The sequence below is a fragment of the Micromonospora sp. Llam0 genome, assembly GCF_003751085.1.
GTDB lineage: Bacteria > Actinomycetota > Actinomycetes > Mycobacteriales > Micromonosporaceae > Micromonospora_E.
The window spans coordinates 57536-71663 of record NZ_RJJY01000001.1; the positions used below are offsets into that span (position 1 = coordinate 57536).

A 14128-nucleotide genomic window follows, 5' to 3' on the forward strand; every position below is an offset into this window, starting at 1 on the left:
TCACCGCAGGGCCGGCACCCGGTCCGGCACCGCCCGGCGGCGCAACTGCATGGCGACCATCGGCAGCGCCAGCAGCAGCCCCGCCGCACCGATCGCCACGAAACCCCACGTCGGCGTACTGGCGTCGATCACCGCACCGGTCAGCGGCGCCCCGACGGCCATGCCCACGGTCAACGCCGAACCATGCAGGCCCATCGCCTCGCCGCGTACCGCCGCCGGGGCCAGCCGGGCGACCGCGTCGGACGTGGCGGCGATCGTCGGCGCGCAGAGCAGCCCGGCCGGGGCTAGGGCCAGGGCCAGGGTCCACCAGTGCCCGGCCCCGAGGCCGACCGGAATGGTGGCGACCGCCAGCGTCACCATCAACCCGACCGGCGGCACCGCACGCCGGGTGGCGCCGTAGGCGAACCCGCCGACCAGTGAGTACGCCCCCCAGCCGGCCAGCACGACGCTGGTCCAGGCCAACTGGTCGCTGTCCCGCAGCGCGGCGATCAACGCGACGTCGGTGCCGCCGAGCACCAGCGTCGACGCTGCGCCGACCGCGAGGACCCCGAGCAACTGCGGGGTCAGCCAGTCCCGCCGGGCGATCCGGACGCCAGCCCGCTCCGGCTCCTCATGCCGGGCGCGGATCGGCGGGTCGACGACGAACAGCGCCAGCCCGGCGGCGACCAGGCCGGCGCCGACCGCGACCATCGCGATCCGAGGGGAGACCGAGGTGGCGAGCAGCACCGCCAGCGCCGGGCCGATCATGAAGGAGAGCTCGACCGACATCGAATCCAGGGCGTACGCCGGACGCCGCTGCTCCGCCGGGACCAGGGCGGCCAGCGACTGCCGGATCACCGAGAACATCGGCAGGTTGAGCAGACCGGCGGCGACCGCGGCGACGAGCAACGCGGGGTACGGCAGCGCCTGCGCCACGGCCCAGAAGACGCCCTGGGCGGCGATCGAGACGGCCAGCACCGGACGTAGTCCGTGCCGGTCGACCAACCGGCCCAGCACCGGTGCGCCGATCGCGGCCCCGACGGTCAACGCGGTACCAGCCAGACCAGCCGCGCCGTACCCCCGGCCCAGTTCCAGCACGACGTACAGGGTCAGCGCCACTCCGGCGGCGGTGTTCGGCATCCGGGCCAGCACCGACAGGGCGAGCAGCCGGGCCACACCGGGCAGCGCGAGCGCCTGCCGGTAAGGAGTCAGGTTCATCGGTCGGTGTTACCTCCGGCCGGCATCATGCCTGCCGGGTACGACGTCGGCCAACCGATATCCGCGCCGCCAGCCCGACATCCGGTCCGACCCCGGCCGGCGGGTCAGGCCGGACGCAGCACCGGGGAGCCGGTCAACGTCACCCCGGCGGCCCGCATCGCGTCCACCGCCACCTCGGTGGTGGCCCGGGCCACCCCGGCGGTCAGGTCGAGCAGCACGGTGGTGTCGAAGCCGGCCCGGGCGGCGTCCAGCGCGGTCGCCCGTACGCAGTGGTCGGTGGCGATGCCGACCACGTCGACCCCGGTGATCCCGCGTTCCCGCAGCCAGTCGGCCAGGTCGGTGCCGTCGTCCGTGCGGCCCTCGAAGCCCGAGTAGGCCGCCGCGTACTGGCCCTTACGGAAGACCGCCTCGATCCGATCGGTGGCCAGCCCGGGATGGAACTCGTCCCCGCCGGTGCCCACCACACAGTGCGCCGGCCAGGTGTCGACGAAGTCCGGCGGGTCGCCGAAGTGCGCGCCGGGGTCGACGTGGTAGTCCTTGGTCGCCACCACATGCCGCCACCGCCGCTGCGGTGCTTCGGCGACGGTCCGAGAGATCGCCGCCGCCACGTCGGTGCCGCCGCCCACCGCGAGTGAGCCGCCTTCACAGAAGTCGTTCTGTACGTCAACGATGATCAGTGCCCGGTGCATGGTCGTCGTCCTCCTGCTTCTGACTTCTGAACGGGCGGTCACCGGCCGCTCCCGGTCGCGCCGGTCACGGCCAGGCGGTCACTGGTCGGCGGGCACGACGGTCACCGGAATGGCCGGATCTCCGGCGGACAGTTTCAGCCCTTCCCACGGTATCGAGATCAGGCAGCGACGCAGGTGCTCGCGGGACTCGTCGAGGGTCGGCCGGGCCAGCGCCTCGCCAGTGGCGACAAAGGACCGTTGCAGCACCCGGTCACCGTTGACCCGGTCCGGCACTCCCTGCGAGACGACGATCTCCTCGGTGGCGGTGCCGGTCGGCTTGTGCCGGCGTACCGCCACCTTCCGGCCCCCGACGGTGGCCTTGTTCTCGGAGCGCTTGACCACCGGCCGGCCGTCGACCTCGACCAGCTTGTAGACCAGCCGGGCGGTCGGCGCGCCGGACCCGGTCACCACGGCGGTCCCGGCGCCGTACATGTCGACCGGCTCGGCGGCGAGCGAGGCGATCGAGTACTCGTCGAGATCACCGGAGACTATGATCTTGGTCTCGGTGGCGCCGAGCGAGTCGAGCAGTTCCCGGGACTGTTGCGCCAGGACCGACAGGTCACCGGAGTCGATCCGGATCGCCCGCAGGTCCGGTCCGGCGACCTCGATCGCGTTACGGATGCCCTGGCTGATGCTGTAGGTGTCGACCAGCAACGTGGTGTCCCGCCCGAGCGTGGCCACCTGGGACGCGAACGCGGCCCGTTCGTCGTCGTGCAACAGGGTGAACGCGTGCGCCGAGGTACCCGCCGTCGGGATGCCGTACCGGGCACCCGCCGCCAGGTTGGACGTGGCCGCGAAACCGGCCAGGTACGCGCTCCGGGCGGCCGCCACCGCCGCCTCCTCATGGGTGCGCCGCGAGCCCATCTCGATCACCGGCCGGCCGCGGGCCGCCGTCACCGCCCGCGCCGCCGCCGCCGCGATCGCGCAGTCGTGGTTCAGCACCGACAGCACCAGGGTCTCCAACAGGACGCACTCGGCGAAGGTGCCGGAGACGGTGAGGATCGGCGAGTTCGGGAAGAACAACTCGCCCTCGGCGTACCCGTCGACGTCCCCGGTGAACCGGTAGTCGGTCAGCCACTGTGCGGTGTCGGCGTCGACCACCGCGCGGTCCCGCAGGTGACGGACGGTCTCCGCATCGAAGCGGAAGTCCCGGATCAGGTCGACCAGCCGGCCGGTGCCGGCGACCACACCGTACCGGCGGCCGGTCGGCAGCCGCCGGGCGAAGACCTCGAACACGCAGTGCCGGTGCGCGCTGCCGTCGGCCAACGCGGCGGCGAGCATGGTCAGCTCGTAGTGGTCGGTCAGCAGAGCGGGGCTTGAGCTGGTCACCTGGCTACTGTACGGCCGCCCGGCCGGCCCGGCCTGTCCCGGCCCGGTGGCCCCGGCTCGTCGGGCAGGGCGCGCACCGCCTCGGCCAGCTCGGCACGCCCGGTCACGCCGAGCTTGCCGTACGCCCGGTGCAGATGGTTCTCCACGGTGCGGGGCGACAGGAACAACCGCTGCGCTATCTCCCGGCTGGCCACGCCGGCCGCCGCCAGCTTCGCCACTTGTTGCTCCCGGCCGGTCAGGTTGGGCCGGCCGGCCAGCAACGCCGGGGTACGCACGTCGACGCACTGGCCGAGCGACCGGCCGAGCAGCACGTTGGTCTGCCCGGTCACCGGCGAGCGGGCCAGCCGCTGCCGCCGTACCGCCATCGCGGCGGACTCGGCGGCGAACAGGTGCAGCCCGAGGCCGGCGAAGCCGCTGGCCGCGCGCAGCAGGGCACCGTACGGTCCGTTGGTGGCGCCCTGCGCCTGACGCAGGACCAGCGGCGGCAGCGGGCCCTCGACGACCTTGGCGAGCTCGGTCAGCCGGTCCACCGCCAGGTCGGCCCGGTCCAGCCGGACCAGGTCGTGCAGCACCATCACCTCGTGGCCGGCGAAACCATCGGTACGCAGCCGGGCCGCCAGCTCCCGCAGCATGCCGACCGCGCCGGTGACGTCCCCCTCGGCGACCGCCACCCAGCAGCGCGCCTGCTCCCGCCACGGGTACAGGATGGCCATCCCGGGTGTCTGTGCCCGGTCCGAGTCGGCCATCGCCGCGGCGGCCTGGGCCGCCTCGCCACGCAGGGCGGCCGCGTGTGCGCGTTCGGCGTGGGCCAGCCCGGCGTACACCCGGCCGGTGGCCAGCGTGGCGCACGCCTGCAAGCTGTGTCGCAGCGCGTCGTCGAGCCGGCCGCGCAGCCGGGCGGCCTGCGCCCGGATCACCGACAGGTAACCGGACCCGAGCCGGAAGTCACCGGCGTCGGCCAGGTCGGCGAACTCCTCGGCGACGATCGCCTCGATCCCGGACAGGTCGCCGGCGAGCACCAGCCGGGTGCCGCGGGCGAGCTCCAGCGCCAGCTGCAGGTAGGGAAGCTCGGTACGCCAGTGCGGGGCGTCGGCCTCGACCCGGGCGATGGCCCGGCCGCTGCCGGTCAGGTCGCCCTGCGCGGCCTGCAGGTGGGCGATGGTGCACTGGGCCAGCCCGTGGGCGGCGTGACTGGCCGCCGGCCGGTCGAGTACGGCACGTGCCAGCCGCAACGCGGCGTCACACTCCAGCCGGTGCAACCGCATGATCGCCTCGAACGAGTCGACCCGGACCCGCTCGGCCGGGTCGGTCAGCTCGCGGGCACCGGCCGCCAGGTCCTCCAGCGTCGACTCGTTGCCGAGCCCCCAGTAGGCGACCAGTCCCAGCACCATCAACCAGCGGCTGCGTCGTTCGTCGGTGGTGACCTCGTCGCGGACCGCCTCGATGGTGGCCAGGGCCCGCTCCGGCTCGTCGCGGAACATCAGGATGGTCGCCCTCAGCTCGGCCGCGTCGAACCCCCCGCCGGCGTCGAACGCGCGGGCGGCCAGCCGGTCCGCCAGTGGGACGTCGTACCCGGCGAACGCCCGGCCGGCCGCGCTGAGCAGCATCGCCGGGTCGTCGGCGGTGTTCGACTCCAGCCGCCAGACGGCGACCCGCAGCAGATCCTCCCGGCGCCGTGCCCCGACTCCGTCCACGAGCGAGGCGAGCCGCGCCTGCAGCCGCTGCGCCCGGGTGACCGGGCACCGGCGGCGTACCACCTCGCCGTACAGCGGATGGGCCATGTGCACGTCCTGCCGGCGGTCGTCGACGTCGACCCGGATCAGCCCGCGTTCCTCGGCGGCCTCCACGTCGGCGTGCCGGCTGGTCCGCAGCAACAGCTGCAGCCCGATCGGCTGGCCGAACGCCACCAGCTCGACGACGCCGCGGACCGGCGGGCTGAGCCGGCCGATCCGGCTGTCGATCAGATCGGTCAGGCTCGGTGCCAGCTCCAGCCGGCCGGTCCACCGCCACACCCCGTACGTCTGGGTCAGCTCCTGCCCGGACTGGGCGGCGATGACGAGCTCCCGCAGCAGCAGCGGATTTCCTTCGGACAGTCGCCACAGCCGTTCGGCCGACGTCGGGTCCAGCGGCCCACCGAGCAGCTCCATCAGCAGGCCGGTGCTGTCGACGACGTCCAGCGGCGCCAGCTGGTCGTGTACCACCAGATCGTCGGCCCACAGTGCCCGGATCGGCAGCGGCACCGGCTCGCCGCTGAGCAGCGTACCCAGCACAGTGGCGTGGCCGGAGCGGGCGATCAGGTTCGTCACCGCCGCCGAGGAGGGGTCGAGCAGGTGCGCGTCGTCGATGGCGAGCACGATCGGCCGGCCGGCGGCCCGCTGCCGCAGCGACTCGACGGCCCAGCGCAGCAGCGCCGACGGGGACAACCCGGGTGGCTGATCCGCCGGGAGTACCTGGGCGAGGCCGGCGAACGGCAGGCCGGCGGCGCTGACGCTGCCCGAGGCGAACCAGACCGCGTAGGTCTCGGTCGGCAGTCTACCTACGACTTCCCGTAGCAGTCGGCTCTTGCCGATCCCGGCGGAGCCACTGAGGATCAGGCCGCGACCGCCGTCGGTGGCGGCGGCGAACAGCCGGTCGAGCTCTTCGGACCGTCCCACGAAGCTCCACAGGCCCATGGCAGGGGAGCATATAGAACAGTTGCCAAGGGGGAAGGGGCGGTCACGGATCGCAGTTGAGTATGAAGTGTTTGATCAGTTGAGTAGCGATGATCGTCGCTGTGTAAGTGATTGTGCACGTAGCGTCGGTGTATTGGTATTTCGTGGCGATGACGCCCGAAGGAGCTCAGCTTGTGGAGTCCGTGACAACACCGTCGAATCGCCCGGCTGCCCGCGCCGCGGCCCGAGTGCCCCGGCAGCGTAGGCGGCCGCGCCGACCGGGTGACCTGGCCGTGGACCTGCCGATGGCCGCCCCGATGCCGCCGCCCCCGGCCGACGAACCGGTCGCGGCCGTCGTGGTCGGAGCCGCCGCCAACAGCCGCCGTGCCGTGCTGACCGCGTTTCTCGACGGTGAATCGCTGCCCGACCTGCGTCCGCCCGAGAGTTTCCTGGTCATCCGGCACGGTACGGTCGAGCGGATCGCGGCCTACCTGCCGGGCTGGTCGCAGCCGTGGATCGTCCCGGCGCGGTCGGCGCGGTCCGGTGCCGGCCTGGCCCTGCCCCGTCCACCGCGCCGGGTCGAGGTGAGCCGACCGGATGCTCCGCTGCGCCGGCTCAGCCTGGTCGATTCGCCCGACCTGGAGACGCTCCGGTCGGCCGGCGCGACGGTGCTGCTCGACGCGGCGGTACGCGGCGGCGCGCTGGTCTTCGTGGTTGGTGCCGGGCCGCCGCCCGGGCAGGTCGAACACGAGCTGCTGCGCCGGGCACTGCGCGCCGGTATCACGGTGTTTGTCGCCATCACCGCGGCCGGCGTACAGAGCGCGGGCGAGTCGTTCCAGCGGGCGGCGCTGCTGGCCGCCGTGCCGGAGCTGGAACAGGCACCCTGGCATTCGGTCGACGCGGCAACCGGCGACGCGGTATTTCTCCGCCGGGAGGTGACCGACTGGGCCGCCCGGGAGGCGCTGCACCGGGCCGGTGCCGGTCTGGCCGATCAGTCGGCGTTCGACGAGCCGCCGACGCTGCCGCCCGGCGGGCCGGCAGCCGACTGGTCCGAGCAGCTGGACCGGGTGGTGCGACGGATCGGCCAGCGGGTGCGGCACACCCTGGCGATCGAGTTGGCCAACCTGCACCTGGCCGCGGTACGCGAGCTGCTGTTCGGCGGTGGACCGGCCGGGATACCCGGCTTCCTGGACCGCGAGTTCCTGACCCTGTCGTTGCAGGCCAGCACGGCCTGTGCCGTGGGCGTGGATGACGCGATGGACGAGGTGGTCGAGCAGGTGTTCGGGGCCGACCCGGCGCAGCGGCTCGGTCCGCTGCTGCGCGAGCAGCTCCGCCGCCGGCTGCTCGGGGATCCACCCACGGCGGTCGCGGAAGGACTCCTGACGACCGCTGCGGGCCAGTGCGAGCCGGTGCCGTCTCTCGCCGCCGGGCCGGCCCCCGTGGTGGTGGATGTCTTCGCCGCGTACCCGGTGCAGCGGTCCCGGTGCACCGTGCCGCCGATCGGCGTCGCGCTCGCCGCCGACTGCTGGCACCCGCGCGGTGGACCGTCCGGGATGGCGCCGGACCAGGCCCGGTCCTGGATCCAGCAGGCGCTGCGGGCGGTGGAGATCGCGCTGTCCCAGGAGATCTCGTTGCGGTTCGCCGCGGTACGGCGTGGCCTGGCCAACCTGTTGGCAGATGCGATCGACAGCGGCGACGCGCCGGGCTGACCGTGGTGGGCGTTGTCCGCCCCGTCCCCACCGGTGGCACGATGGGGGAATGGCGGCTCCCCAGGTTGCTCCGGTCGAGACGCCGGACACGGTCGAGGTACCAGGTGACGAACGCCTGTGGGTGACCATCGTCTGGGACGATCCGGTCAACCTGATGACGTACGTGACCTGGGTTTTTCAGAAGTTGTTCGGGTACAGCCAGGCCAAGGCGGAGGAGCTGATGCTCGACGTGCACAACAAGGGCCGGGCGGTGGTGTCCAGCGGCCCCCGCGAGCGGATGGAGCTCGACGCGTCCCGGCTGCACGCCTACGGGCTCTGGGCGACGGTCGATCGGGCATGAGCATGTTTCGACGCCGCAACGGGCGGGTCGTCGCGGTCTTCTCCCCCGACGAGGTACGGGTGCTGCGCAAGGTCGCCGGTGAGGTGGTGGGTCTGCTCACCGACGGGTTCGAACGGGACGACCCAGTGGTCGACCGGCTCTTCCCGGACACTTACCGGGACGATCCGGCGAGCTCGGCGGAGCTGCGGCGGTACACCGAGAGCGACCTCAAGACGGCCAAGATCGACCAGGCGGGAGCGGTGCTCGCCGCGTTGCCGGCCGACGCCGACGACACGGGCGCGGAGGTCCGCCTGGACGGCGAGGCGGCCGAGGCGTGGCTGCGCGCGATCAACGACGCCCGGCTGGCGATGGGCGTCCGGTTGCAGGTGCGGGCCGACACCGATCTCGGCGCCGAGCTGGCGGCGGCCGAGCGGGACGATCCGTCGTCGAGCCGGCTGTTCCAGCTGTCGGTCTACGCCTATCTGGGCTATCTGCAGGAGTCCCTGCTCGGCGCGTTGCTCGACTGACGTCGGCTGGCGTCGAACAGTGCCGGCCAGTGCCGGCCAGTGTCGGACAGCGTGACGACCGCCACGGGCCGGCCGGGCCGGAGAAGCGGAGAAGGCGGTAGGCTGGGGTCGTGCTGAGCATCGACCGGTCGATCATCGACGCGATCGTCGCCCATGCCCGCCGGGACCACCCCGACGAGGCGTGCGGCGTCGTCGCCGGACCGGCCGGCTCGGACACGCCGACCCGGCACGTCCCGATGCAGAACGCGGCCCGCTCGATGACGTTCTACGAGTTCGACTCGATGGAGCAGTTGCATCTGTGGCGGGAGATGGACGACCGGGACGAGGAGCCGGTGGTGATCTACCACTCGCACACCGCGACCGAGGCGTACCCGTCCCGCACCGACGCGGCGATCGCCGGCTGGCCCGAGGCCCACTACCTGCTGGTCTCCACCCGTGACCCGGAGGTCACCGAGATCCGGTCGTTCCGCATCGTGGACGAGGTGGTGACCGAGGAGCCGGTCAATCTCATTGACGCCGGTGTCGACCCGCACGCGGTGCAGTCGTACCTGTTCGGGCAGACCCCGACCACGGTCGACTACGAGTGTTCGTCCGGCCGCTGACCCTGGCGCCGTACCGCACCGCAGTCTGGTCCGACCTACCGTTGCAATAGGAGCACGTCAATGTCTATCGAAGTTCGCGTCCCCACCATCCTGCGCAGCTACACCGGCGGCGCCAAGGTCGTCGAAGGCAACGGGGACACCCTCGCCGCCCTGCTGGACGACCTCGACGCCAAGCACTCCGGCCTGCGTGGCCGGCTGGTCACCGACGAGGGCAACCTGCACCGGTTCGTCAACATTTACGTCAACGACGAGGATGTCCGGTTCCTCGGCGCGCTCGAGGCCAAGGTCGCCGACGGGGACACCGTGACGATCCTGCCCGCGGTGGCCGGCGGCGCGGGCGACATCGCCTCGGCCGCCACCACCACCGTCAGCGGCTGAGCGCCCCGCCATGGCGCGCTACGACAGCCTGCTCGACGCGTGTGGCGGCACCCCGCTGGTCGGCCTGCCCCGGCTCTCCCCGGTGGTGCCCGACGGGGCACCACCGGTACGGCTGTGGGCCAAGCTGGAGGACCGCAACCCGACCGGCAGTGTCAAGGACCGGGCGGCCATGTTCATGGTCCGCGCCGCCGAACGGGCCGGGCGGCTCCGACCCGGAGACACCATCCTCGAACCCACCAGCGGCAACACCGGCATCTCGCTCGCCATGGTGGCGAAGCTGCGCGGCTACCGGCTGGTCTGCGTCATGCCGGAGAACGTCTCCGCCGAACGGGTCCAGCTGCTCCGGATGTACGGCGCCGAGATCATCTTCTCGCCGGCCGCCGGCGGCTCCAACCAGGCGGTGGCCACCGCCAAGCAGATCGCCGCCGAGCACCCCGACTGGGTGATGCTCTACCAGTACGGCAACAGCGGCAACGCCCAGGCCCACTACGAGACCACCGGGCCGGAGCTGCTGCGCGACCTGCCCACGGTCACCCACTTCGTCGCCGGGCTCGGCACCACCGGCACCCTGATGGGCACCGGGCGCTACCTGCGGGAGAAGGTCGACGGCATCGAGGTGGTCGCGGCCGAGCCCCGCTACGGCGAGCTGGTGTACGGGTTACGCAACATCGACGAGGGCTACGTGCCGGAGCTGTACGACGCGAACGTGCTGACCCGGCGGTTCTCGGTGGGTACCCGCGACGCGGTGCTGCGGACCCGGCAGCTGGTCGAGGTGGAAGGGCTCTTCGTCGGCTTCTCGACCGGCGCCGTACTGCACGCCGCGCTCGCCGTCGCGCACGAGGCGGTCAAGGCCGGTCGCCGCGCCGACGTGGCGTTCCTGGTCGCCGACGGCGGCTGGAAGTACCTCTCCACCGGTGCGTACGGCGGCACGCTGTCCGACGCCGAGGAAGCGCTGGAAGGTCAGCTCTGGGCCTGAACCGCACCGGTCGGTACGGTCTGTGGCCCGGTGCTCCGGTGCAAATGATTGGTTGCGCTATGGGCGATCCTGGGGCGGGTTGTCGAAGTCGCTCCAGTTGTTCGCGCTTCGGTGTCACGTTGACGACAAGTTGCAGCGGATCTTTCATTCCGCTGCTGGCTGCGGCGTAGGCTGCCGAGCGTGGCAGAGCCGCTGGTGGAGATCTTCGATGGCATGGACGGCGCATCGCCGGTGTCTCACCGCGACCGTGGGAACAGTTGATGCGTCTGACCGTACTCGGCTGCGCCGGGAGTTTCCCCGGGCCCGAGGCAGCCTGTTCGGCCTACCTGATCGAGGCGGACGGGTTCCGCCTGCTCGTCGACTTCGGCTCGGGTTCGCTGTCCGCCCTGCAGCGGTACGCCGGCCTGCACGCGGTCGACGCGATCCTGCTCACCCACCTGCACTGCGACCACATGCTCGACGCCTGCACCTACGTGGTGGTGCGGCGCTACGCCCCGGACGGCCCGTACCCGCCGCTGCCGGTCTACGCCCCGGCCGGCGCGCCCGACCGGATCGCCACCGCGTACAACATCAGCGGCGAGTCGGTCGACGACGTCTACACCTTCTACGGACTGCAACCCGGCAGCTTCCCGATCGGCCCGCTGCAGGTCACCGTCGACCGGGTCAACCACCCGGTGGAAACCTACGGAGTACGCGTGGAGCACGGCGACCGGGTGCTGACCTACTCGTCGGACACGGCACCCTGTGAGGCGCTGCTGCGGCTGGCCCAGGACGCGCACGTCTTCCTCTGCGAGGCCAGCTACCTCGACGGGGTGGACAACCCACCGGATCTGCACCTGACCGGCCGCGAGGCCGGGGAGGCCGCGACCAAGGCGGGCGTCGGCCGGCTGCTGCTGACCCACCTGGTCACTGCCTGGGGCAGCGAGGCGTCGACGTTCGAGGCGGCGGCGTCGAGCTTCGACGGGCCGGTCGAGATCGTCCGGGCCGGCGCCCGTTACGAGGTCTGACCGGCAGACATCGGCCAACCGGTCTCTTGCCGCAGAGTTCGCCCGCTGGTCAACGCGGCGTAGCCTCGGCCACCCGCACAGGCGCGACCGTGACACCCATGCGCGTCGCGATCGTCACCGAGTCCTTCCCGCCGGACCTCAACGGGGTGGCGCACTCCGTGGTGCGGGTCGCCGAACACCTGGTCGCCCGCGGCCACGAGCCGTTGGTCGTCGCGCCGGCGCCAGCGCCGGCCGCCGCCGAGCGGGCGGAGGCCGGCGCCCACCCGTACCCGGTGGTCCGGGTGCCGAGCCTGCCGGTGCCGCTGTACCGCAGCTTCCGGCTCGGCCTGCCGAGCCGCCGGCTGACCGAGGTGCTGGCCGAGCACGCCCCGGACGTCGTACACCTGGCCAGCCCGTTCGTGCTCGGTGCGCGAGGACTGACGGTCGCCCGCCGGTTGCGGCTACCCACCCTGGCGGTCTACCAGACCGACGTGGCCGCCTACGCCCGCGCGTACCACCTGGGGTGGAGCGTGGCGACGGTCTGGCGCTGGCTGCGCGAGATCCACAACGCGGCGGACCGCACCCTGGCGCCCTCGACCGCCGCGGCCGCCGACCTGACCGCCAACGGCATCGACCGGGTACGCATCTGGGGCCGCGGCATCGACCCGGTCCGGTTCGACCCGGCCCGCCGCTGCGAACAGACCCGCCGCGAGCTGGCCCCCGGTGGTGAGACGCTGGTCGGCTACGTCGGCCGGCTCGCCGCCGAGAAGCGGGTGGACCTGCTCGCCGAGACCAGCCGGCTGCCGGGCGTACGGGTCGTGGTGGTGGGTGACGGACCGGCCCGCAAGGAGTTGGAACGCGCCCTGCCGGCGGTCCGCTTCCTCGGCGCCCGGCACGGCCGCGAACTGGCCCGGCTGTACGCCAGCTTCGACGTGTTCACCCACACCGGGCCGCACGAGACCTTCGGCCAGACCGTGCAGGAGGCGCAGGCCAGCGGCGTACCGGTGGTGGCACCGGCCGCCGGTGGCCCGATGGACCTGGTGGTGTCCGGGGTGACCGGGCTGCTGGTGCCGCCCGGTGATCCGACGGCGCTCGCCGGGGCGGTCGCCGGCCTGGTCGCCGACCCGGCCCGTCGGGCCCGGTACGGCCGGGCCGCGCGGGCCGCGGTCGCCGGCCGTACCTGGGCGGCGATCGGCGACGAGTTGATCGAACACTACCGCGCCGTGTTGGACGCCCCCGGCGTCGTGGCCCGCCTGCCGGTCGCCGCCTGAGCGGACCGGTCCGGTGTGACCCGGACGGTGCGCCCGGACGGGTCCGGTGTGACCCGGACGGGGCCCGGCGCGGCGCGGCACATAGGCTCTGCGCATGGCACGACCCGACGGACGCACCCACGCCCAGCTACGACCGGTGACCCTGACCCGCAACTGGAGCATGCACCCGGAAGGGTCGGTGCTGGTCGAGTTCGGGCAGACCAAGGTGCTCTGCACCGCGAGCGTCACCGAGGGGGTGCCCCGCTGGCGGAAAGGGTCCGGACTGGGCTGGGTTACGGCCGAGTACGCCATGCTGCCGCGGGCGACCACCACCCGGTCGGACCGGGAGAGCGTCAAGGGCCGGCTGGGTGGTCGGACCCACGAGATCTCCCGGCTGATCGGGCGCAGCCTGCGTGCCGCCGTCGACCTGAAGGCGCTCGGGGAGAACTCGATCGTGCTGGACTGCGACGTGCTGCAGGCCGACGGCGGCACCCGGACCGCCGCGATCACCGGCGGCTACGTCGCGCTGAACGACGCGGTCAGCTGGCTGGCCGACCGCAAGGCGCTCAGCGGCAAGCCGGACCGGGTGATGCGGCGCTCGATCGCGGCGGTCAGCGTGGGCGTGATCGACGGCGAACCGCGGCTGGACCTGTGCTATCTGGAGGACGTCGCGGCCGACGTGGACATGAACGTGGTCTGCACCGGCGACGGCGACTTCGTCGAGGTGCAGGGCACCGGTGAGGCGGCGGTGTTCGGCCGGGACCAGCTTGACGCCATGCTCGACCTGGCGGTCGCCGGTTGCGCCGAGCTGACCGCCGTGCAGCGTAAGGTGCTGGACCGGTGAGCGCGGCACCTCCCGGGCGCACCCGGCTGCTGCTCGCCACCCGCAACGGCAAGAAGCTGGCCGAGCTGCAGCGGATCCTGGACACCTCGCTCGGTGCCCACCGGGTTCAACTGGTCGGGCTGGCCGACCTGGAGCCCTACCCGGAGGTGCCCGAATCCGGCCTCACCTTTGGTGAGAACGCGCTGCTCAAAGCCAGGGAAGGCTGCCGGCACACCGGGCTGCCGACGGTCGCCGACGACTCCGGGTTGGCCGTCGACGCGCTGGGCGGGATGCCCGGAGTGTTCAGCGCCCGGTGGTCCGGCCGGCACGGTGACGACCTCGCCAACCTGAATCTGGTGCTGGCCCAACTGGCCGACGTGCCGGACGAGCACCGGGCGGCGTCGTTCGTCTGCGCGGCGGCCCTGGTGCTGCCCGGCGGCAAGGAACACCTGGTCGAAGGTCGTCAGTCCGGCCGGCTGTTGCACGCCGGTCGTGGCGACGGCGGCTTCGGTTACGACCCGATCTTCATCGGCGACGGCCAGGAACGGACCAACGCCGAGCTCAGCTCGGCCGAGAAGGACGCGATCAGCCACCGTGGCAAGGCATTCAGGTTGATGGCGAAGGTCGTCGCGAAGACCCTCGGATGACGCCGG

14 protein-coding genes are annotated in these 14128 nt (G+C 72.6%); 10 read left to right on the forward strand and 4 right to left on the reverse strand.

All coding sequences use genetic code 11. The features are described 5' to 3' along the window. The 4 genes from EDC02_RS00280 to EDC02_RS00295 all read right to left on the reverse strand — a co-directional run bounded on the left by EDC02_RS00280 (window position 1) and on the right by EDC02_RS00295 (window position 5908). Window positions 1-1197: an MFS transporter gene (locus tag EDC02_RS00280; protein WP_123600180.1), complete on the reverse strand. Its 1197-nt coding sequence runs from the start codon at window positions 1195-1197 to the stop codon at window positions 1-3. A 104-nt stretch (window positions 1198-1301) separates the two neighbouring features. Beyond that, window positions 1302-1886 carry a nicotinamidase gene (locus EDC02_RS00285; RefSeq protein WP_123600181.1) on the reverse strand — a complete coding sequence of 195 codons (585 nt, stop codon included), beginning with the start codon at window positions 1884-1886 and terminating at the stop codon, window positions 1302-1304. Between the two features lie 78 nt (window positions 1887-1964). Then, window positions 1965-3254, reverse strand: a complete 1290-nt coding sequence (locus tag EDC02_RS00290) for a nicotinate phosphoribosyltransferase (protein WP_123600182.1) — start codon at window positions 3252-3254, stop codon at window positions 1965-1967. Beyond that, a complete protein-coding gene (locus tag EDC02_RS00295) occupies window positions 3251-5908 on the reverse strand; it encodes a LuxR C-terminal-related transcriptional regulator (protein WP_233605661.1) in 2658 nt (885 codons plus the stop codon). The genes EDC02_RS00290 and EDC02_RS00295 overlap by 4 nt, the downstream gene beginning before the upstream one ends. A 290-nt stretch (window positions 5909-6198) precedes the next feature. Between EDC02_RS00295 and EDC02_RS00300 the strand changes: the two genes are divergently transcribed. The 10 genes from EDC02_RS00300 to rdgB all read left to right on the forward strand — a co-directional run bounded on the left by EDC02_RS00300 (window position 6199) and on the right by rdgB (window position 14122). Further along, a complete protein-coding gene (locus EDC02_RS00300) occupies window positions 6199-7614 on the forward strand; it encodes a hypothetical protein (protein WP_123600184.1) in 1416 nt (471 codons plus the stop codon). 49 nt (window positions 7615-7663) lie between these two features. Next, on the forward strand, window positions 7664-7954 hold the full coding sequence (gene clpS, locus EDC02_RS00305; RefSeq protein ID WP_123600185.1) for an ATP-dependent Clp protease adapter ClpS: 291 nt from the start codon (window positions 7664-7666) through the stop codon (window positions 7952-7954). After that, window positions 7951-8460 carry a DUF2017 domain-containing protein gene (locus EDC02_RS00310; RefSeq protein ID WP_123600186.1) on the forward strand — a complete coding sequence of 170 codons (510 nt, stop codon included), beginning with the start codon at window positions 7951-7953 and terminating at the stop codon, window positions 8458-8460. The genes clpS and EDC02_RS00310 overlap by 4 nt, the downstream gene beginning before the upstream one ends. Before the next feature lie 110 nt (window positions 8461-8570). Beyond that, window positions 8571-9062, forward strand: a complete 492-nt coding sequence (locus EDC02_RS00315) for a Mov34/MPN/PAD-1 family protein (protein ID WP_123600187.1) — start codon at window positions 8571-8573, stop codon at window positions 9060-9062. Between the two features lie 60 nt (window positions 9063-9122). Beyond that, window positions 9123-9440, forward strand: a complete 318-nt coding sequence (locus EDC02_RS00320) for a MoaD/ThiS family protein (RefSeq protein ID WP_123600188.1) — start codon at window positions 9123-9125, stop codon at window positions 9438-9440. 10 nt (window positions 9441-9450) lie between these two features. After that, a complete protein-coding gene (locus tag EDC02_RS00325; protein ID WP_123600189.1) occupies window positions 9451-10416 on the forward strand; it encodes a PLP-dependent cysteine synthase family protein in 966 nt (321 codons plus the stop codon). Window positions 10417-10676: 260 nt separating this feature from the next. Then, a complete protein-coding gene (locus EDC02_RS00330; protein WP_123600190.1) occupies window positions 10677-11423 on the forward strand; it encodes an MBL fold metallo-hydrolase in 747 nt (248 codons plus the stop codon). Between the two features lie 98 nt (window positions 11424-11521). Then, complete coding sequence (locus EDC02_RS00335) at window positions 11522-12673, forward strand: glycosyltransferase family 1 protein (RefSeq protein WP_123600191.1); 1152 nt, start codon at window positions 11522-11524, stop codon at window positions 12671-12673. 94 nt (window positions 12674-12767) lie between these two features. Next, entirely contained in the window at window positions 12768-13496 is a 729-nt protein-coding gene (gene rph, locus EDC02_RS00340; RefSeq protein WP_123600192.1) for a ribonuclease PH, read from the forward strand. Then, window positions 13493-14122 carry an RdgB/HAM1 family non-canonical purine NTP pyrophosphatase gene (gene rdgB, locus EDC02_RS00345; RefSeq protein WP_123600193.1) on the forward strand — a complete coding sequence of 210 codons (630 nt, stop codon included), beginning with the start codon at window positions 13493-13495 and terminating at the stop codon, window positions 14120-14122. The genes rph and rdgB overlap by 4 nt, the downstream gene beginning before the upstream one ends. The last annotated feature ends 6 nt before the right edge of the window (window positions 14123-14128 follow it).

Excerpts from the sequence above, each read along its gene's own strand:
- EDC02_RS00325 (WP_123600189.1), top strand. The coding sequence starts at position 9,451 with ATGGCGCGCTACGACAGCCTGCTCGACGCGTGTGGCGGCACCCCGCTG.
- EDC02_RS00330 (WP_123600190.1), top strand. The coding sequence starts at position 10,677 with ATGCGTCTGACCGTACTCGGCTGCGCCGGGAGTTTCCCCGGGCCCGAG.
- EDC02_RS00310 (WP_123600186.1), top strand. The coding sequence starts at position 7,951 with ATGAGCATGTTTCGACGCCGCAACGGGCGGGTCGTCGCGGTCTTCTCC.
- EDC02_RS00280 (WP_123600180.1), bottom strand. The coding sequence starts at position 1,197 with ATGAACCTGACTCCTTACCGGCAGGCGCTCGCGCTGCCCGGTGTGGCC.
- clpS (WP_123600185.1), top strand. The coding sequence starts at position 7,664 with ATGGCGGCTCCCCAGGTTGCTCCGGTCGAGACGCCGGACACGGTCGAG.
- EDC02_RS00285 (WP_123600181.1), bottom strand. The coding sequence starts at position 1,886 with ATGCACCGGGCACTGATCATCGTTGACGTACAGAACGACTTCTGTGAA.
- EDC02_RS00335 (WP_123600191.1), top strand. The coding sequence starts at position 11,522 with ATGCGCGTCGCGATCGTCACCGAGTCCTTCCCGCCGGACCTCAACGGG.
- rph (WP_123600192.1), top strand. The coding sequence starts at position 12,768 with ATGGCACGACCCGACGGACGCACCCACGCCCAGCTACGACCGGTGACC.
- EDC02_RS00320 (WP_123600188.1), top strand. The coding sequence starts at position 9,123 with ATGTCTATCGAAGTTCGCGTCCCCACCATCCTGCGCAGCTACACCGGC.